The sequence below is a fragment of the Lebetimonas sp. JS032 genome, from assembly GCF_000523315.1.
Classification (GTDB): domain Bacteria; phylum Campylobacterota; class Campylobacteria; order Campylobacterales; family Nautiliaceae; genus Lebetimonas.
Window position 1 is genome coordinate 210,001 of sequence record NZ_ATHS01000001.1, and the last position, 19,736, is coordinate 229,736.

Sequence of the window (19,736 nt, forward strand, 5' to 3'; positions counted from 1 at the left end):
TTTATACCAATAACGACTTAAATTATTTTCATAATTACTGTTTTTATTACTTGAAAATGGTTGATATTTATCATCTTTTAAAGCAAGCGATTGTGTAAAACGAATATATTTTATTAAATTATCGACAGCAAGATTAAATTTATCCGGAGTTAAATTAAAAGAAACAGAAGATATAATAATTCCTATTATAATTATGACAATCAGAAGTTCAATAAGGGTAAAAGAAGGAGTTAAACTCCTGTTATTTAATTTCTTCGGCTTTTTCAACCTGGTAAAGAATATCATCCCACGGATGTCTGTACATTGGCATTTGTAATCTTTTTTCATCAAGGACATGACCGATAAATCCGATACTTCTTCCAAGAATAAAGAATGCATTCAAAGTCCCGCTTTCAATAAATTCGTTAATTTCTTCTTCAGTATATCCTAATGCTCTCCACATGTCAACCATTAAGATACCGATCGTTCCGTCAACATTTAAAATTAAGTTTTCTTTTTTGGAAGTTGTTTCTTTTTCTACTTCCAAAGCAAAATCAAGAAGCGGTGTTGCAGGGAAAAATTCGGCTGCATATTTTTTAAGACCTTCCACTCTTTTATCAGGGTTTCTTACAGATTTAATTCTATGCCCAATTCCTGGAATTGGAATACCCTGTTTTTTCATATAATTTACAAATTCTTTAGGATTCATTGAATTGTCATATGCATATTTGAAATATTTTGCTGCTCCGTCAATTGCACCACCAAATCTTGGTCCAATTGTAAGAAGACCTGTTACAAGTGATTCAACAACGCTTTTTCCAGCCCTTGCTGTAACTTTGGCATTATGCGCACCACTTACGGCAGGACCGTGGTCTGCTACTGTTTTAATGACAGTTTCTATAAAATTAGTGGCCCATTTAGGATATCTTTTTTTGAACCAAAGAAGTGAAATAACATCACCTATGCTGTAACCTGTATCAGGAGTAGCCACAGAACTAATAGGAATACCTGCATAAACAGCTTCTTCTCCCCTATCGTCACTGATTGTACAAACAAAATTTCTTGGTTTTCTAATTTTTCCTGCAGCAAGAGCTTTTGAATAATCTTCAGGAACAGGCGGAACATTAGGTTCTTTAATTTCTTCAATAACACCTTTTCCTTTTAATTCTTCATATACACCTTTTATTACAAGAGGTAAATCGTTAAAGTTATCTGGAACGTGAATTCCAGCCTCTTTCATTGCTCTGTTTTTAGCTTCAGCAGTTTCAGCCTGGGCATTTGCACTGGCTCCGGCATGTCCAAATTGTACCCCACTGCTGAAATATTTTGCAATAGTACCTATACACCATCCGATAACCGGTTTAGTAATTTTGCCTTCTTTTATTGCTTCGATTACTTTATATTCTTCTCTCCCACCTACTTCACCAAGTAATATCATATATTTAACTTGAGGATTTTTTTCCATTCTAAGTAAATGGTCGATAAACACGCTTCCTACGAATCTGTCACCACCTATAGCAACACCTTCGGCAATTCCGTCTGCATTTAGAGCTATAATATTTGAAAGTTCATTAAATAAACCACCACTTCTTGTTACTAGTCCGGCACTTCCAGGTCTGTGAAGTTTAGATTTTACAATATTTTCAATGGTTCCACCGATATTTGCAACTTTAAAAGCTCCAGGAACAATAGCACCTACAGTCGCAGGCCCTATTATTATTACACCTTTTTCTCTTGCTTTTTTATTCATAAGCCTTGCAAGTCTTTCCGGAATTCCCTCTGCAGTAATCATTATTACCCTGAATTGATTCATATCAAGAGCTTCATTTGTTACATCATAAGCAGTTCTAAATGAACCAAAATTAAGCAAAACATCTGCATTTGAATGATTTTTCACAGCTTCAGCAGTAGTTCTGTAAACAGGAATCATTACTTCATCTGTTCCAAAAAAGAATTTCTCAAATTTATTAGAACTTGTTGGAGCCACAATAGCCGCAACAGACGGTTTTTCCCTTTTAATTACATAATCATAATCAAGCATTCTTTGAATTGCTGATTTATTGTTATTCCAAAATATTGCCTGTGTATCCCTTGTAAATAGTGCATTACTCATTATTCAGCTCCTTTTTTGTCATCTTCAAGTGCCATTCTAACAATATCTGTAATATGTGTTTCAGGTCCGAAAACTTTAATTGGAAGTCCAAGTTTTTCAGCCGCCGCTTTTATATCTTTAAGACCTTTTTCATAATTCGGTCCGCCTCTTCTTACATAAATTCTGACACCTACATCTTTCATTTTATCTGCATATTTGTTAAATGCCTGGATAATACCTGTAAATGTTTTGGCTACATCTGTAAAGTTTGCAATAGCTCCACCAATTATTAAAATTTTATCTCTACCCTGAGGATCTTTTTCTCTTGTCATTAAATCAAGAACAGTCTCAGTATAAAATCTTGTTTCATCAGTAGTAGGACCACCTGAATATTCACCGTAATTTGCTAATTCATTAACTCCACCGGCCAAATCTGCAATAGTATCCGCATAAACCACTGAAGCTCCTCCGCCTGCAACAAGTGTCCAAATTCTTCCCATCGGATTTAAAATAGTAAGTTTTAATGAAGCACCGCTTTTTGCATCTGCTTCGGCTATTGCTTTTTCCTCAGGAGATTTTTCAGGCATACCAAATGGCGTAGGAAATTCAATATTCCCCCATTTATCTTTCATTAAAAATCCAGCTGTATCGTCCAATCTTGCGACTAAATCTAAAATATAAATATTATTTCCTTGCAATACTAACGGATTTATTTCTAAATACGCAAAGTTTAAATCTCTAAAGAATTTATAAAACTGCTCAGCAAAAGTTACAAATCTTTCTTTGTTTTCTTCCGGAATGTCAGCCGGAATATTTGCCCTTATTAAATGCTCTAAATTTGCTTCATCCATATCTATCGGGATTTTAATTTCAGTAACTTTATCCCAGTTTTCTTCTACTTCCATTCCTCCGTGGGCACTTAAATACAACACATCATGGTAGGCATCTAACGTGGTAGCAGCTATATAATATTCTTCATCTTCAGTGTGCGGTGTAAAAGGTTCAACTATAAAATGGGTAAGTCTTCCTTTTTGCCCACTAAGCAAAGTTACATCGTGAGAAGCTTTTTCATCTATCCATTTAGCCGCATCTTCAAGGGTAACATCTCCCGGTTTATTAACTTTAAATAAAACTAAATTGTTTTTGCCTCTCTTACCAAAAAGCATATCAGGTTTTGCAACTAAAGGTTTTTCATTTAACCATGAATATTCTTCTTTTTTGGCCAATTCTCTTAACTCGTCTCCACTGGTAACCAATACACTTTCAAACGGATAATATAATCCGCTGAAATACTTTTCCCAATTTTGTTTAAAAAGTTTTTTTCCGTCATATTCACGAATAGGTTTTTGAGCCATTAATACTCCTTGAATTTTATTTTAAAAATTGTATCATTTATAAAAAATATTTGTGTTTAAATAATATATATTGAAATATTTTTCTTAAATAGTGTTTAATTTTGAAACATTTATTTTTAAAATTATCTTATTTTTGTGAAAAATCGAAACGCTGTTTTTATTTTTACTGTAAATCAATTTATATTTATCACCTTTTTTAATACCGTAAAACTCCAAAATTTCAGATAATTTTTCATTATTGCAGCTCATACTATATATTTTTTCTTTTTTTAAAATTTCAGCCAGATTTTTGGGGAAATAAAAGCTGTAGCTTAATTTTTTTGCTGGCGTATATTTATTAAAAAACAAAGATATATCAAGCATTATTAAAGATGTAAATAAAACAACAAATAATATTTTATAAAATGTTCTGAATCGTGGAAGTCTGACTTTATAAGATTTTAAAAAAACATTTACCATATTGACAACAAATCCTAACGTATATGGTGCATAATCGTCTATTTTTATTTTCTGTCTGAAAGATAAAATCAGAGAAACAAAAAAAGCCGTTGCGGAAATAAAATATATTAAATCTTTTTTATAAAAAATATTTTTATATAATGCATACAAAAAATAGACAAATATAAAAGGCGAAAAAATTAAAAAATATGTACCGAATAGATCTAAAAAATAACCTTTCGGTCTGCCGTGTATTTTATATTCAAAGTAATTTGCATTAAAAGCCAATAAAATCAGACTAAAAATAAGCAGTTTTGTATCTCTTTTATAAATAGAATAAAAAATGAGCGCCAGATATAATGAAATTAAACTTTTGTCAACAAAAACATACAAAATCAACAGGATATAAGAAAAATTTCTGAATTTTTCATAACTGTAAATGAATAACAGACTTAAAAAAATCAAATACACAGATTTATTGACTATCACAGAAGATATTATCATTCCCGGAATTAACATAAAAATATAAGTTGTATAAATTATTTCTCTTTTTGTTTTCAATTTTAATTTTGCTATATTATAAAAAATAACAACACTCAAAAATCCTGTAAATAATGAAGGAAAACGCAACGCATAATCGTTTTTCCCAAATAAATCAGAAGAGAGATGTAAAATGTTTTTTAAAAAAGGAAAATGATTAATACTGTCTATTTCAACAAAAGAAAATGATAAAAATTCAACGCTGTATAAAAACAAAAAAAGATAAAAAATTATAATGGGCAGAAATTTCATAATTTAAGAAAATTGTTGATTATTTCTTTTCCGTGTTCACTCATAATCGATTCCGGATGATACTGAACTCCGAAAATTGGTTTATTTTTTACCCTCAGAGACATTACTTCATTATCATCAAGAGAATAAGACGTAGGTATAATAAATTCCGGCAGAGTTTTTTCATCCACCACAAGTGAATGGTATCTCGTAACCCTAAATTTTTCGGGAATATTCTCATATATATCATCATATAAAGTTATTTCAATATCGCTTGTTTTTCCATGCATTAGATTTTTAGCCCTTATTATTTTTGCTCCAAACGCATATGCAATTGACTGATGCCCGAGACATACACCAAGAATCGGTTTATCTATTTTCTTTATAACTTCCACACTGACTCCGGCTTCTTTTGGAGTCGAAGGGCCCGGGGAAATGATTATTTTTTCCGGATTTAATTTTTTAATTTCTTCTATATTCATTTCATCGTTTCTGATTATCTTCAAATTGGCCCCTAATTCCAGACAATACTGAACTATATTGTAAGTAAAAGAATCATAATTATCAATCATTAATATCATTAACAGCCTTTTTTAAGAAATTTTATCAAAATTTATCGTTATATTTTTCATTTATCTTTTTTTTAAATTCATTAATTTCTTTTTGTAAATTTTCAAAATTTTTAATAAGTTTTTTTCCGTAATCTGTCAAATATGTTCCTCCTCCGCCTTTTCCTCCACTTTGTTTTTCCACTACTTCTTTTTTAGATAAAGAATTAATGATATCTATTGCATCCCAAGCCGCCTTATAACTCATTTTCATCTCTTTTGCGGCTTTTGAAATAGAACCGTATTTATCAATTAATTTTAATAATCTTATCCTCCCTTTTCCCAAAAAACTTTTATTTTTTTTATCTATCCAGTAATTTATTTTTATTTCCATTTTTTTACTTTTTTAAAAATTATAACAAATTTGATAAAATTTCTTAAAAAAGGCTGTTAATGAAAGAAAAATTATTTAGTGAGAGTTTTTTAACGCTTGAAACAACTCCGCCTAAATTACCGACAATTGATCCTATGATAGAAAAATTAAAACATACAGAGGCATATAAATATGTAGACGGATTTACCACAACAGACTGCCCTTTAAGCAGACTAAAATACAATTCAATTATAGCAGCTTTTAAAATTCAGCAAACTTTTAATAAAAAAGTTATTGCAACAATGAGCATGAGAGACAGAAACATTATAGCGCTTCAAAGCGATTTACTTGGGGCAAACGATTTAAATGTTACAAATATTTTGGCACTAACAGGCGACCCGGCCAAAATGTCGGATCAACCCAACGCAAAAGCGGTTGTGGAAGGAAGCAGTATAAAACTTCTTGAAATAATAAGGGCATTTAACAGCGGAATGGATTATGCGGGTAAAGAATTTAAAATAAAGCCAAAACCTGTAAATCCTTTTGCAGTAAGCAATTCATATGCAAAAAATTTCATTTCAATAGAAAAAAAAATTTATAAAAAAGTTAAACATTATGCTTTGGGAATAATTACCCAGCCTGTTTATGACATGGAAATTGCTAATAAATTACTTGAAATAAGAGATAAAATAAGAAATGAATTTAATGATGAAAGAGCAAAATTTGATATCGTTTTCGGTTTTTTTCCTATAACAAAATTAAAAACTGCCCAGTTTTTGCATTCTCATGTTCCAGGCATTTATGTGCCTGATTCTTGGATAGAAAAATTAATAAAAGCACATAACATCAGCGAAGATGAAGAATATAAAGTTGGACTGGAACTCAGCAGAAATTTATTTAAAAATTTAAGGAAAAAACATCCAAAAATTCATATTATGACCGCAAACAGGTTTGAGATAGTAAAAGAGCTTTTTTAAAAAGCTCTTGAATATGACAACACATAAATATTTGAATAAGAATCCCCATTATCATCAAATTTATCTCTTTCAAATGAAACTTTAATATTATTAACTTTTTTGAAATTGTAATTTATATCTATTCCATAACCATTTTTATATTCGTCTCCGGTATTATAAACAACAAAACCATCATTTGCGATTTTATAGGCAAATTTACCAAATGTAGTTTTTAATGTTGTTGTCCAAGGACCTTTAAAATTTTGTAATTTCAAATCAAAGTTATTGTAATTTTTTTTAGGTGCAATACCATCTTTTGAAATATGAATATTATTATATTTTCCTTCCACGTAAAAACTACCAATATTTGAATAGTAATTACCAAAATTAAACCCTACTTTTGGAGTAATTTGTTTAACATTAAAATCTTTATAATCAGAAAAATAATAATCAACTCCAATATTATATTGTAAATATTTGTAATAATCAATTCCTCCAAAAAGTACTTTATTATAATGATATTTATCATACTGTTTCACCCAAAAATTATGCACTCCTGCATTAAATAACCAATTACTTTTATAATAAAAATTAATTTTTAATGTTAAATCTTTTTGTAACCAGTCTGGAATATTGTTTTTATAATCAATATTTAAATATTCCCCATCAATTTCAAATTTCACAGGCCATTTATAATAGCTATAATAAATTCCTCCTAATTTTGCTTTATCTTTTGATGTAGAACCGCTATAATTAATATAATTTCCATATGGCATAACAACAGATGAATTATATGCAAAACTTAAAACTGCAACACTTGATAAAAAAAGTATTTTTTTCATTTTTGCTCCTTTATTTTATTTTATAACCTAAATTTTTTTTATTTATAATATCAATACCTTTTTTTCTCAGGTTTGAAATTATAACTTTTATTGAATCAATATTTTCTATATAATCACAATTTTCAATCAATTCAATTTTTGAAATGTATCTGTTTTTATTGCTTAATAAAAAATCAATAATTTCTGTTTCAGCTTTTGTTAACTCTATTAAAATGTTTTTATGATATAAATGTTTTGTTTTAAAATTATAAATAAACTTTCCAAATTTTATTACCTCTTTTTTTGAAATTTTATTTCTTAAATATTTAAGTCTTAAAATAATTTTTTCATATTCACTGTATAAATAACAAAAATCACCAATATACAGAGCTTTTTTATAATATAATTCATCACATACATAATTTAAAAAAATTATATATCCATTATAAAAATTTTTTATTTTTTCAATTTCCCTGTAATTTGAAAAATCAGCTAAAATAACATCATAATGTTTAAAATTTACCTCATTGAAAAATGTTTCATTATCATAAACTTGTTTAAAATTAAATTCATTTGTTTCAAAAAAAGAATAATTCAATATATTCATTTTAAATATTTTTTTGCAATTATATTATTGGGATCTAAAATAATTACATTTTTAAATATCTCTTTTGCTTTTTGTTTATCCAACATTTCATATATTAACCCAAGTTGTGTTAAAAACAATACATTTGTTGGATAGAGTGTTAACATTTTATTTGCAACAGACAAAGATGATTTAAAATCTTTCTTATAATATAAAGCATTTGCCAAATAATAATTTGCATAAAAGTTATAATAATCTTTTTTTATTATAAGCTCTGAATATTCAATTGTTTTATCATATTTTCCCATATATAAATAAACTCTTGCTAAACCTAAAAGCGGTTCAATAGAATAAGGTAATATTAATGAGGCTTTTGTATAATGCTTTATTGAATTATTATAATTTTTATTTAAAAAAAAGAGATATCCTAGTCTTAAATTTAAAGTGTATCCATTAGGATATTTTTTATATAAAGGAATTAATACTTTTATAGCATCTTTATAATCCCCCATTTTTTCATAATTATAAGATTTATAATAAATATCTTTTATATTTAAAGCAAATAGATTTAAACTAACTATTATTAACATAATCCATTTTTTCATAAACTCTCCTTAACTCAAAATTTTTACTCTTAATCTTTTCAAAACCTTTTTCATAAAATGAAAAATAAACTTCACCAAAAGAAGACTTTACACACAAATTTTCTTTAAAATAACTATCTTTTTTTAAGAAAAATTTAAAATTAAATGGTAACAAAAATTCAATTAAAATTAATTTAAATTTATTAAGCCTTATGTCTATCGGTAATATATCTTCATAATTTATATTTTTATTAATAAGAGGAATTTTTGGAACTAATTTAAAAATTTCCTTAAGATATGAATCTTTTCCATCATACACATAAAAATAAAACAGTTTACCCTGCATATAAAAAAACAGTTTGTTTTTACCATCAAACAGGTAAAATTCCCCTTTGTCATTCATTTTTACAGTAAATTCAATTATATTTCCGTTATTATCTTTAAATTTGTAGATATCATCTAAAATAAAATTAAACCTTAATTTCATAGACTTATCTAAAATCGTAGCTTCTATTTCATCATCTTTTTTAGGCAGAGAATAAAAATAGAGTTTGTTATTTTTTATATAATCAAAAAATTTAAAAGGTAATGTTTCACTTCCTAAAACTCCGTACTTTTGAACCTGAATATGTATGTGAGGTTCTGGGGAATAACCGCTGTTTCCACATTTTCCTATAATATCTCCAACTTTCACATAATCTCCGACATTAACTTTTGCAGAATACTGCATTAAATGGGATATTTCTACAAAAAAACCTAAATCACTTTTTATAATTACATAATTCCCCCAATTATTAACCCTATCTACCTCTCCAATGATGTTGTCTTTTAAATCATCTCTTTTGGCAACAACATATCCATTAACAGGAGATAAAACATCTTGAGAAAAAGCAAAATAATCTTCTAAAAAAAGACCATCATTTCTATAGGATTTTCCGTTTTTTTTAATTACAAAATCATATGCGTATTTCCATTTCCCTTTATGGGTCCATTCCCCATCAAATGCCTGATAAACGCTCCATTTTCCTGAAAATGGCAAATGAATTTTAATATCGTTGCCTCCAAACCTGAATGTAGAACTCAAAAAAGAAATTAAAGATTTTTCAGGTGTCCCTTTTATTGAATAATTAAAATAAACATACCCTACACTATATAAAAGCAAAATCACCATTATTGTTATAAAATTAAAAGGAAGTGTATAAACCGGAAGTGAATATAACTGAAAAAATACTTGCATAGCATCAACAACAACAACTGAAACAATAACAGACAAAATTGCAATAAGATAATTTTTAAATGTTGGAAGTAAAAAAACACCCCCTATAGCCATTGCAATTAATATAAAATTAAAATTATATGCAGAATTTAATGCTTCATATTTATTTACAAAAAAAGAATGGAAAATAACTCCTGCATAAAAACCGATTATTGAAAGAAAAAATAAAATTCTAGAATAAATTAAAATTAATAAACTTATAACTACACCAGCCGCTTCAAAAGGTAAAAAAAATATTGTCCCCATAGAAATGAAATATTCTTTTAAAAAAGGAAAATTAACATCAAAAACAGGCGTATGGTTTAAAATATTATTAACAAGTGTTGTATATTTAAAGCTCGCTAAATAAAAAAACATACTCACTATTGCAAAAGGAAAAGAAAGAATAGGAAGTGAATATTTTATAAAAATTCTATTTAAAGAAAAAGAAATTAAAAAAGTCAGTATTGATAATATAAACGTCAATAAAATAGTGGCAATACTTACATCAAAATAAAATCCAACCCCCATTCCAACAAGCAAAGAGTTGTATAAATAAAAACCATATTTAATATATTCTTCTCTTATATTAATTAATTCTGCAAAAATTATAGTAGAAATAATGGCAACTAATCCTAATATACCTACACTTGGCAGTAAAAAAGAAAGAAAAAACAATATTACTGCTGCTTTTACATCTCTTAAAAAGAGAATAGAGATATAAGGCTTAAATAATATTTTTAAATCCATTTTTTTCCTATTTTAAATAATCCGGAATAATCTCTTTTTCAACAACATAATCCAAATCATCAGCTTTTCTTATTAAATGAATATTAGAATTCTTGTCTATAAGTACAACTCTTGGACGATATCTGATAAATTGCATTGACTGAGTGTAATTATATGCACCAACCGGCCAAATACTTAACACACTTCCTCTTTCAAGTGGAGGCAACATTATATTTTCCGCTATTACATCTATATTCATACAAAGAGGACCGTTAATTTGGCTTGGTTCATTTAAACCTTCATATCTTTTATCAAGAGCTATATCAAAATTATACCAAAATGCTGTATATAGTAAATTTACTCCAGCATCAACAATATAACTTTTTTTGCCATCAGGCATTCTTTTACTTGCAAAAACAGAAGTTAATAAATAACCTGCTTCATCAATTAATGCTCTTCCAGTTTCTAAATAAAGTTTTGGAAGTTTTTTTTCATTAAATTCATAAATTGCGTTTGTAATGGCTTCTGCATACTCATCTGCACTTGGTACAATTACTTCTGGAGACTGATATACTCCTTTTAGTCTATTTCTACTTGCAAATCCTCCTCCAATGTCAATATATTCAATTTCATAACCAAAATCATTTTCAACTTTTTGTTTTAAATTCATAAGTTTTCTAACTTCATTGGCATAAGCATTTGCACTTAACATAAATGTTCCTATGTGAGCATGAAGACCAATTAAATAAAGTTTTTTTCCTTTATATATTCTTTTTATTGCTTCATATGCTTCACCATTGTCTATATTAAATCCAAATCTTGACCATTGAGGATAAATCCCAGTATCCATATTACATCTTATAGCCACAGGAATATTAATTCCAAGTTCATCTGCAATATCTTCTAAATCATTTATTTCATACAAATGGTCTATATGAATTTTAGCACCCTCTTTAACAGCAACTCTTAAAGCCTCTTTTGGCTTATATGGGCCGTTAAAAATAATATCTTTCCCTTCAATCCCGTTTCTTCTTGCTTTTTGATATTCAAACTCACTTACAACTTCAGCCTTACTTCCAAGTTTATGATAAATTTTACATATTGCATCTAAATAATTAGTTTTATAACTCCACCAAAACTCAACTTCTGGATATCTACTCGAAAAAGCTTCTTTAAACTCTAAATATTTATCTTCAATAACCCTCTGACTAAAAACAAATAGTGGTGAGCCAAATTTTTCAACTAAATCCCTAACTTTTACTCCATCTATTTCACTTCTTATTTTTTGAGATTTAAGAGGTGAACCATATTTACTTGCAAGTGCAAAATCAACTCTGTTTATTGTCGGTTTTTCATAATTCATTTTTTTCTCCTTAAAGTTCTTTTTTATTCATAAGTGTTAAAAATTTATTAAAATCTACACTCTTTTCTTCCACATATCTTATATACATTTTTTCAAGAGGATATTCCAAATTTTGTTTAACATTTTTACCATTTATTAATTCTATTAATATCTGAGGAAGATTAACTCCTAAATCAGTAGCAAAATACACCCATGCAGGAAATCTTGGATTTATCTCAATTAAGTAAATTTCATTTTCAAAAACCATTGCTTCAAGTTCAAAAGCCCCTCTCCAGTTTTTAGAAAATTCTATTGCCAAATTTAAAAGTTTTTCATTTTTAATACTAACAGCACTCCAAACTTTCCCTAAATCTGTTGTGGTTAATTTTTTAATAGCAACCCCGCCTTTGAGTTCATAGTTACTAATTCCTACATAATTAATTTCAATTCCGTTAATGACTTCCTGTGCCAAAAGAGGAAATCCCCATTCATTTGAAATTTTGTAAAAATATTCAATTGCCTCATCCAAATTATAAGCCTTATAGGCTTTGTAATAATTTCCTTTAACCATTACAGGAAAACCTAATTCTTTTGTAGCTATAATTAAATCATCAAGAGATAAAATTTTAATAGTTTTAGGATGTTTAACACCAAGTTTTTTACAAAATTCGCTAAGTTTTGATTTATCTCTCATTTCAAACTGTTTAAGGGTTGGTAAAAATGTTTTTAATCCCAATTCTTCAATGTTTTTCTGATATTTAATATATAAAGGTAGTTCAGCATCTAAGTTTGGTATTAAAACATTAATATCAGATTTTTCCTTAATATATCTGATTCTGTTTTCAAACTCTTCATAACCAAGAGTTGGATAAGGCATTAAATAAACTTTTTCAAATAAATCCTGATAAACTCCCGGCTCATTTGGGTCATAACTTAAGCCAATTAATTTATATTTATCTTTTAAACTTTTGGCAACTCCTATACCAGGAGCTGGATTGTCAGTGTTATTTAATCCACTAATTGCTATTTTCATTGATTAGCCCATAAATTTTTAATTTTTGAAAAAAATCATTAACATCAATATAAACTTCTCTCCAATCTTTATTAGTTTCAGATGAAATAATAGATATTATTTCATCTTTATTTTTACCTTCTTTAATTAGCTCAATAATTCTTTTTGCTGTATCATTTAACTGAAAGGTAATACCAAGAGATGGAATAAATCCCATATTATTTTCATCAATAACCATTTCATTTATCAACATAACAACTCCTTAATTTTTTAAAATGATAAAAAAGAAAGGTAAATGGAAAGTTAATGAAGAAAAAAGAAAATTATTGGTGATAATTAGGAGCTTCTTTTGTAATAGTTACATCATGCACATGTGATTCTTTAAGACCGGCACTTGTAATTTCCACAAATTCAGCCCTTTCCCAGAAAGTCGGTATATTTTTTGCACCGCAGTATCCCATAGAAGACCTAAGACCACCAATCAACTGGTGAATTACATCGGCAATTTTCCCTCTGTATGGAACCATACCTTCAATTCCTTCAGGAACCAACTTATCAGCCGCTGTTCCCTCCTGAAAATATCTGTCATTGCTTCCTTTTTGCATAGCACCGATACTTCCCATACCTCTGTATGCTTTATACTGTCTTCCCTGATACATAATAGTTTCACCTGGACTTTCTTCCGTACCTGCGAGTAAGCTTCCAATCATTACACAGCTTGCACCGACTGCCAAGGCTTTTGCGATATCTCCCGAATATTTAATACCTCCGTCCGCTATTACAGGTACATCAAATTCTGCCGCAGCAGCCGCACATTCATCAATCGCACTGATTTGAGGAACCCCTACGCCTGCGACTATCCTTGTTGTACATATACTTCCCGGACCTATTCCTACTTTTACACCGTCGGCCCCCGCTGCAATTAAATCTCTTGTTGCCCCTGCCGTAGCTACATTCCCGGCCACCACATCAACATCAAATCTTTTTTTGATATCACTAACCAAATCTAAAATACCCTGAGAATGACCGTGGGCCGAATCTACAACGATTACATCAACGCCGGCTCCTACAAGCGCGGCGGCTCTTTCAATTCCATTTCCGACCCCAACCGCAGCAGCCACTCTTAATCTTCCATATTTATCTTTGTTTGCATTTGGATAATCTTTTTTCTTTTGGATATCTTTAATGGTAATAAGCCCTTTTAAATAACCGTCTTCATCCACAATAGGAAGTTTTTCAATTTTATTTTTATGCAGGATTTGTTCTGCTTGCTCTAATGTTATTCCCTCTCTTGCGGTAATTAACGGCATAGGAGTCATAAGATCTTTTACCAATCTATTATAATTTTGTTCAAATCTAAGGTCTCTGTTTGTAAGAATACCGAGCAGTTTATCATTTTTATCAACCACAGGCACGCCAGAAATTTTATATGTTGCCATAATTTCAAGAGCTTTGGCAATAGTGTCTTCAGGGTAAACTTTGACAGGGTCTATTATAATACCGCTTTCACTTTTTTTAACTTTAATTATTTCTTTCGCCTGAGTCTCAATATCCATATTTTTATGAATTACCCCTATTCCTCCAAGTCTAGCCAATGCAATTGCGGCTCTTGCTTCTGTAACAGTATCCATCGCAGCAGAAACAATAGGAATATTTAAAGATACATTTCTTGTAAATCTTGTTTTTAAATTCACTTCTTTAGGCAAAACATTAGAATACTGTGGGACTAAAAGTACATCTTCAAAAGTCAGAGCTTTATATTTTATTCTCATTTACTATCCTTTACAATGTTTTCAACAATTTTTGCACCGTCAAAAAGAGTCTGCTCGTCAAAATGTTTAGCAATTAGTTGCATACCGATCGGCATATTGTCTTTATCTTTTGCAATTGGAAGTGATATAGCAGGAACGCCTGCCAGATTCACGCTTATTGTATAAATATCGCTTAAATACATTTCAAGCGGGTCTTTTTTAGAATTAAATTCAAATGCCGTTGTCGGTGTGACAGGTATCAAAACCAAATCAGCCTCGCTGAATAATTTGTCATATTCGTTTTTAATGATATGTCTTACTTTTTGGGCTTTTAGATAATAAGCGTCATAATATCCGCTTGAAAGAACGAATGTTCCGAGCATGATTCTTCTTTTTACTTCTTCTCCAAACTGTGCTCTTGTCAATTTGTAAGTCTGTTTTAAATCTTTTCCTTCAATTCTGTTTCCGTATCTCATACCGTCAAATCTCGCAAGATTTGAGCTTGCTTCGGCCGTTGCCACTACATAATAAGTTGCCACATCTATTTTGGAATTCATCAGACTCTTATGAATAATTGTATGACCTTCTTTTTCAAGAGTGTTTATTACATCAAAAATAGCTTTCTTTATCTCTTCGCTTGCTTCATCTATATAATTATCAATTACCGCTATTTTTAATTTTCTGTTTTCATTAAATTCTATTTTTTTATTCTCAACTGGTGCACTCGTAGAATCATGTTTGTCATACCCGGCAATAATATTGTATAAAATTGCGGCATCTTCAACATTTTGTGTAATCGGCCCGATTTGGTCAAGACTGCTTGAAAAAGCCGTGAGCCCGTATCTGCTAACTCTTCCGTAAGTAGGCTTCATGCCCACAACCCCACAAAATGCGGCAGGCTGACGAATTGAACCTCCGGTATCACTTCCAAGAGCGGCAATTGCAAGATTGGCACCGACTACTGCGGCACTTCCCCCGCTGCTTCCGCCAGGAACCCTGTTTGGATTATTGGGATTTAATGTTTTTCCGTAAGTGCTTGTTTCTGTAGAACTTCCCATTGCAAATTCATCCATATTTGTTTTACCAAAAGGACTTAGTCCGTTATTTAGCATTTTTTCAATTACTGTTGCATTATAAGGGGCCACATAACCTTTTAAAATTTTAGACGCACACGTAATTTCCCAGCCTTTTACGTTTATATTGTCTTTTATTGCAACAGGAATTCCGTCTCCCAATTCATTTAAATCAGTACCTAAAAACTGTTCAATATACCCACCGAGCTCTTTTTTTTCTTTCGCTTTTTTCCTTATATCTTTTTTAATTTCCTTTATCTCTTCTTTAGGTAATGTTAAAGCTTCTTTCAGTGTTATCATTTATTCTCCTTTAAATTTTTAAGCCACAAATATATTAAATAACTCCCTACCGCCAAAAAAATTGCAGTTAAAGCAACAAGCCATGAAGGAACAGGTTTATCCATTTATAACCTTATTGCATCTAACACAAAGCCCGCCTTCTTCTTTTGCTAAATATCTCCAGCATCTTGGGCATTTATGCAGAGGAGATTTTTTAATTTTTATAACAAACTGCTCATCTTTTGTATGAAATTCGCCAAATTCCTCTCCTTCTATTTCATCACCAATCATACTAACAACAAAAAAATCAGCCATTTCTTCATTTATTAATTCCACATAATTCGTTTCAATGGCAAGTTCAAGAGTATCTTTTATAACTTTTTCTTTTTTAAGTTTATCAACAAGTTCAAAAAATCTTCTTCTTATTTCGAGAATTTCATCACTTATAGGATTTTCCACATCTGCCAAAGGGGTATATACAAAATCAAATACATCCTTTGCGTCTTCTTTTATAACATTAGGTGCATGCTCAACCGCTTCATCCATTGTATATGTAAGAACAGGTGCCAAAATAGAAACAAGACCTCTTGCTATTAAAGCCATAGCACTCTGGGAATTTCTTCTTTTAGGAGAATCTTTAGCCTCACAATAGAGTCTGTCTTTACAAACATCAAGATATATTGCGCTAAGCTCGGTAACTATAAAATTATTTAAAATATTAAGAGCTTTCGAAAAATCATATTTGTTAAACAGATATATAACCTCATCAAACACATTTTTAGCCCTGTTTAATATCCATTTATCTATATTTGAGGGAGCACTTAGATTTATTTCTTCCAAATCATTAACATTGGCAAGTAAAAATCTTATTGTATTTCTCAGCTTTCTGTATTGTTCAGAAACCTGTTTTAATATATTTTCCCCAAGTTTTATATCTCCGCTGTAATCACTGCTCGCAACCCATAACCTCAGGATTTCGGTTCCGTATTTTTTGGCAACTTCACTAGGTGCAACAACATTCCCTTTTGATTTGCTCATTTTTTCACCGTTTTCATCAACAGTAAATCCGTGTGTTAAAATTGATTTATACGGTGCTTTATTTTCAACTGCGGTTGAAACAAGCAATGAACTTTGGAACCAGCCCCTGTGCTGGTCGCTTCCTTCAAGATACATACTCGCCGGATAATTACCAGCATCGTATCTGCCTGATTTAAGCACTGCAAACCATGTAGAGCCGCTGTCAAACCAAACATCCAAAATATCATCTATTTTTTCAAGTTTAGGCGCCATTTCTTTTTTATTTTCAGGTAAAAGTTCCTCTATGCTCATTTCATACCAGGCATCGGCACCTTTTACTTTAAAAATACTATAAATATTTTCAATAATTTCATCGTCTATTATTAGCTCACCTGTTTCTTTATTTCTAAAAAACGCAATTGGCACTCCCCAGTCTCTTTGTCGTGAAATACACCAGTCAGGTCTGTTGCTGAGCATTGATGTTAATCTGTTTTTACCGGTTTTTGGGGTAAATTCAATATTTTCAATTTCTTTTAGGGCTTTGTTTCTTAGTGTATTACCTTCGTAAGTCTTATCCATTGCTATAAAAAACTGTTTTGTCGCCCTGAAAATAACAGGATTGTGACATCTCCAGCAATGAGGATAAGAGTGGGTAAATTTAGAGGATTTTATTAAATTCTCACCAAGCAGTTCCAAAATTTTTTCATTTGCCTCGAATATATGCATTCCTACAAATTCGCTTGATTTATCTCCCAAAAGTTTTTCAGTTTCTAAAGTTTTTGAATATTTACCTTCACTGTCAACCGGCTGTAATATATCCGAATATCCGTATTTTAACCATACTTTATAATCTTCTTCCCCGTGCCCCGGAGCCGTATGAACGCAGCCTGTTCCGCCGTCCATTGTCACATGTTCTCCGAGTAAAATCACAGAAGTTCTGTTGTTTAAGGGATTTATTGCTTTTAAACCTTCAAGTTCTTTCGAATCAAATTCTTTTACAATATCCCCTCTTACAACATCTTCACTTCTTAATGTCTCATAAAGAGGTTTGGCGACTATAAAATCATCGCTTGTCAAAACATATTTAACTTCAGGAGAAAGAGCTATTCCCATATTTGCCGGAAGTGTCCAAGGTGTTGTTGTCCAGATTATTATTTTGGCATGTTTAGTTCCAAGAGTTTTGTTTGCCTCTTTGCTTAGAGGAAATGTAACATAAATGGAATAATCTTGCTTTTCTTCATATTCGACCTCAGCTTCAGCAAGTGCTGTTTCATCATGCATACACCAAAAAACAGGCTTGCTTCTTTCTACTAAAAGCCCTTTTTTTGCTATTTCGCTTAATGCTTTATAAATATCTGCTTCAAAAGCAAAATCCATCGTCTTATAAGGATTTTCCCAATCTCCTATAACACCGAGAGCCTTAAATTCTTCTTTTTGTATTTCTATAAATTTGGCGGCATGAGTCCGGCAAAGTTCCCTTATTTTTGTTTTAGGAAGATTTTCTTTTTTTGCCCTTCCGATTTTCTTTTCAACCTGCTGCTCAATAGGAAGGCCGTGACAGTCCCAACCGGGTACATATCTTATATCAAAACCCTGAAAATAATAAAATTTATTGATTATATCTTTTAGAATTTTATTTAAAGCATGCCCTATATGAATATGACCGTTTGCATAAGGGGGACCGTCATGAAGATTAAATCTTTCATTGCCTTGTCTGTTTTGTTTCATTTTTTCATAAACATTTTCACTAAACCATTTTTTATATCTTTTTGGTTCGTTTTGAGGTAAATTTCCGCGCATGGGAAATGTAGTCTTGGGCAAAAGAAGAGTTTCTTTATAATCCATTAAAGTTTCCTTTTTTTGCGAAGTATTATACCATAAATGTTAAGTGAAAAATGAAAAGTGCAAAATGAAAAATAAATTATCTACAATTTTTCACTTTTAATCTTTAACTTTCCATTTTATTCAATATGCGAAACAAATTTCACAATAGTAGGATCAGGCAGAAAAAAATAATCTTTATCATCATAATCAAACTGGGAGATAATATCCCTTATTATATTAATTCTTGCTCTTTTTTTATCATTTGCATCAACTATAACCCATGGTGCATAAGGAGTTGAGCTTGCGGCAAACATATCATCTTTTAATTTTTGATATTCATCATAATGCTCATAACTTTTCCAGTCAAGTGTTGAGAGTTTCCATTTTTTTAGCGGATCCGTTTCACGTGATTTTAATCTTTTATACATTTCCTCCTTGCTGATGTTTAAATAATATTTAAAAAATTTTATTCCATCATCTACTATAAGTTCTTCAAATCTCGGACACTGACGGATAAATCTTAAATATTCCTCATGAGTACAAAATCCGAAAATAACTTCAACCCCTGCCCTGTTGTACCAGCTTCTATTAAAAAATACCATTTCTCCACCGGCCGGAAAATGAGGTACATATCTCTGAAAATACCATTCACTCTTTTCTTTATTGCTTGGTTTATCAAGAGCCACGCTTCTGGCAAACCTTGGATTTAAATGTTCAAGTATTCTTTTTATTGTTCCGTCTTTTCCCGCGGTATCCATTCCTTCAAAAACTATTAGCATTCTTTTTTGATGTTTTTGAATCCATGTCTGAAGTTTTACAAGCTCTATTTGAAGATTTAAAAGTTCTTTTTCATAAAATTTATCCTTCAATTTTCCGTTTTTTTTAAACACTTTCTCTTTAGGCAAGGTATATTCAGGCAAATTGTTTTTTTTCATTTTTTTCTCCTTTTTG

The 19,736-nt window shown here is 30.3% G+C and carries 19 protein-coding genes (1 of these 19 running past the window's edge); 1 reads left to right on the forward strand and 18 read right to left on the reverse strand.

Annotation, left to right across the window (positions count from 1 at the left end):
• The 6 genes from DZ65_RS0101095 to DZ65_RS0101120 all read right to left on the reverse strand — a co-directional run.
• On the reverse strand, positions 1 to 267 hold the 5' portion of the coding sequence (locus tag DZ65_RS0101095) for a prepilin-type N-terminal cleavage/methylation domain-containing protein (protein ID WP_162147224.1). Its footprint begins 459 nt before the window's first position; 267 of the gene's 726 nt are visible here — the first part of the coding sequence; the start codon lies at positions 265 to 267; its stop codon lies beyond the left edge, outside the window.
• Positions 242 to 2,092 carry a citrate/2-methylcitrate synthase gene (locus DZ65_RS0101100; RefSeq protein WP_024790517.1) on the reverse strand — a complete coding sequence of 617 codons (1,851 nt, stop codon included), beginning with the start codon at positions 2,090 to 2,092 and terminating at the stop codon, positions 242 to 244. Before DZ65_RS0101100 ends, DZ65_RS0101095 begins: the two co-directional genes overlap by 26 nt.
• Positions 2,092 to 3,426, reverse strand: a complete 1,335-nt coding sequence (locus DZ65_RS0101105; RefSeq protein ID WP_024789095.1) for an ATP citrate lyase citrate-binding domain-containing protein — start codon at positions 3,424 to 3,426, stop codon at positions 2,092 to 2,094. The genes DZ65_RS0101100 and DZ65_RS0101105 overlap by 1 nt, the downstream gene beginning before the upstream one ends.
• An 84-nt stretch (positions 3,427 to 3,510) precedes the next feature.
• Positions 3,511 to 4,656 (reverse strand): glycosyltransferase family 39 protein, encoded by a 1,146-nt coding sequence (locus DZ65_RS0101110; protein ID WP_024790518.1) that lies wholly within the window; start codon positions 4,654 to 4,656, stop codon positions 3,511 to 3,513.
• Positions 4,653 to 5,216, reverse strand: coding sequence for an aminodeoxychorismate/anthranilate synthase component II (locus DZ65_RS0101115; RefSeq protein ID WP_024790519.1), 564 nt, complete (start codon positions 5,214 to 5,216; stop codon positions 4,653 to 4,655). Before DZ65_RS0101115 ends, DZ65_RS0101110 begins: the two co-directional genes overlap by 4 nt.
• Positions 5,217 to 5,241: 25 nt before the next feature.
• Positions 5,242 to 5,577 carry a winged helix-turn-helix domain-containing protein gene (locus tag DZ65_RS0101120; RefSeq protein WP_024786864.1) on the reverse strand — a complete coding sequence of 112 codons (336 nt, stop codon included), beginning with the start codon at positions 5,575 to 5,577 and terminating at the stop codon, positions 5,242 to 5,244.
• Positions 5,578 to 5,636: 59 nt separating this feature from the next.
• Between DZ65_RS0101120 and DZ65_RS0101125 the strand changes: the two genes are divergently transcribed.
• Positions 5,637 to 6,533: a methylenetetrahydrofolate reductase gene (locus DZ65_RS0101125; protein ID WP_024790520.1), complete on the forward strand. Its 897-nt coding sequence runs from the start codon at positions 5,637 to 5,639 to the stop codon at positions 6,531 to 6,533.
• Here the strand turns inward: DZ65_RS0101125 and DZ65_RS0101130 are convergent.
• The 12 genes from DZ65_RS0101130 to ppk2 form a co-directional block, all read right to left on the reverse strand.
• Positions 6,530 to 7,354 (reverse strand): hypothetical protein, encoded by an 825-nt coding sequence (locus tag DZ65_RS0101130; RefSeq protein ID WP_024790521.1) that lies wholly within the window; start codon positions 7,352 to 7,354, stop codon positions 6,530 to 6,532. The two genes, DZ65_RS0101125 and DZ65_RS0101130, sit on opposite strands and share 4 nt — an antisense overlap.
• A gap of 10 nt (positions 7,355 to 7,364) precedes the next feature.
• A complete protein-coding gene (locus DZ65_RS0101135) occupies positions 7,365 to 7,931 on the reverse strand; it encodes a helix-turn-helix domain-containing protein (RefSeq protein WP_024790522.1) in 567 nt (188 codons plus the stop codon).
• A 5-nt stretch (positions 7,932 to 7,936) separates the two neighbouring features.
• On the reverse strand, positions 7,937 to 8,524 hold the full coding sequence (locus DZ65_RS0101140; RefSeq protein WP_024786868.1) for a lipopolysaccharide assembly protein LapB: 588 nt from the start codon (positions 8,522 to 8,524) through the stop codon (positions 7,937 to 7,939).
• Positions 8,493 to 10,508: an urea transporter gene (locus tag DZ65_RS0101145; protein WP_024790523.1), complete on the reverse strand. Its 2,016-nt coding sequence runs from the start codon at positions 10,506 to 10,508 to the stop codon at positions 8,493 to 8,495. The genes DZ65_RS0101140 and DZ65_RS0101145 overlap by 32 nt, the downstream gene beginning before the upstream one ends.
• A gap of 7 nt (positions 10,509 to 10,515) precedes the next feature.
• Positions 10,516 to 11,850 (reverse strand): alanine racemase, encoded by a 1,335-nt coding sequence (locus DZ65_RS0101150; protein ID WP_024786869.1) that lies wholly within the window; start codon positions 11,848 to 11,850, stop codon positions 10,516 to 10,518.
• Positions 11,851 to 11,860: 10 nt separating this feature from the next.
• Positions 11,861 to 12,862, reverse strand: coding sequence for a carboxylate--amine ligase (locus DZ65_RS0101155; protein WP_024790524.1), 1,002 nt, complete (start codon positions 12,860 to 12,862; stop codon positions 11,861 to 11,863).
• Complete coding sequence (locus DZ65_RS0101160; RefSeq protein ID WP_024786871.1) at positions 12,846 to 13,094, reverse strand: PqqD family protein; 249 nt, start codon at positions 13,092 to 13,094, stop codon at positions 12,846 to 12,848. Before DZ65_RS0101160 ends, DZ65_RS0101155 begins: the two co-directional genes overlap by 17 nt.
• 70 nt (positions 13,095 to 13,164) lie before the next feature.
• Positions 13,165 to 14,613, reverse strand: a complete 1,449-nt coding sequence (guaB, locus tag DZ65_RS0101165) for an IMP dehydrogenase (protein ID WP_024789103.1) — start codon at positions 14,611 to 14,613, stop codon at positions 13,165 to 13,167.
• On the reverse strand, positions 14,610 to 15,965 hold the full coding sequence (gatA, locus tag DZ65_RS0101170; RefSeq protein WP_024789104.1) for an Asp-tRNA(Asn)/Glu-tRNA(Gln) amidotransferase subunit GatA: 1,356 nt from the start codon (positions 15,963 to 15,965) through the stop codon (positions 14,610 to 14,612). Before gatA ends, guaB begins: the two co-directional genes overlap by 4 nt.
• The gene (locus tag DZ65_RS0101175) at positions 15,962 to 16,069 is read right to left on the reverse strand and encodes a hypothetical protein (RefSeq protein WP_024786874.1); all 108 of its coding nucleotides are present in this window, start codon (positions 16,067 to 16,069) and stop codon (positions 15,962 to 15,964) included. The genes gatA and DZ65_RS0101175 overlap by 4 nt, the downstream gene beginning before the upstream one ends.
• Positions 16,062 to 18,806 (reverse strand): isoleucine--tRNA ligase, encoded by a 2,745-nt coding sequence (gene ileS, locus DZ65_RS0101180; RefSeq protein ID WP_024789105.1) that lies wholly within the window; start codon positions 18,804 to 18,806, stop codon positions 16,062 to 16,064. The genes DZ65_RS0101175 and ileS overlap by 8 nt, the downstream gene beginning before the upstream one ends.
• Positions 18,807 to 18,922: 116 nt before the next feature.
• Positions 18,923 to 19,720 (reverse strand): polyphosphate kinase 2, encoded by a 798-nt coding sequence (gene ppk2, locus DZ65_RS0101185; protein WP_024789106.1) that lies wholly within the window; start codon positions 19,718 to 19,720, stop codon positions 18,923 to 18,925.
• Between the last annotated feature and the right edge of the window lie 16 nt (positions 19,721 to 19,736).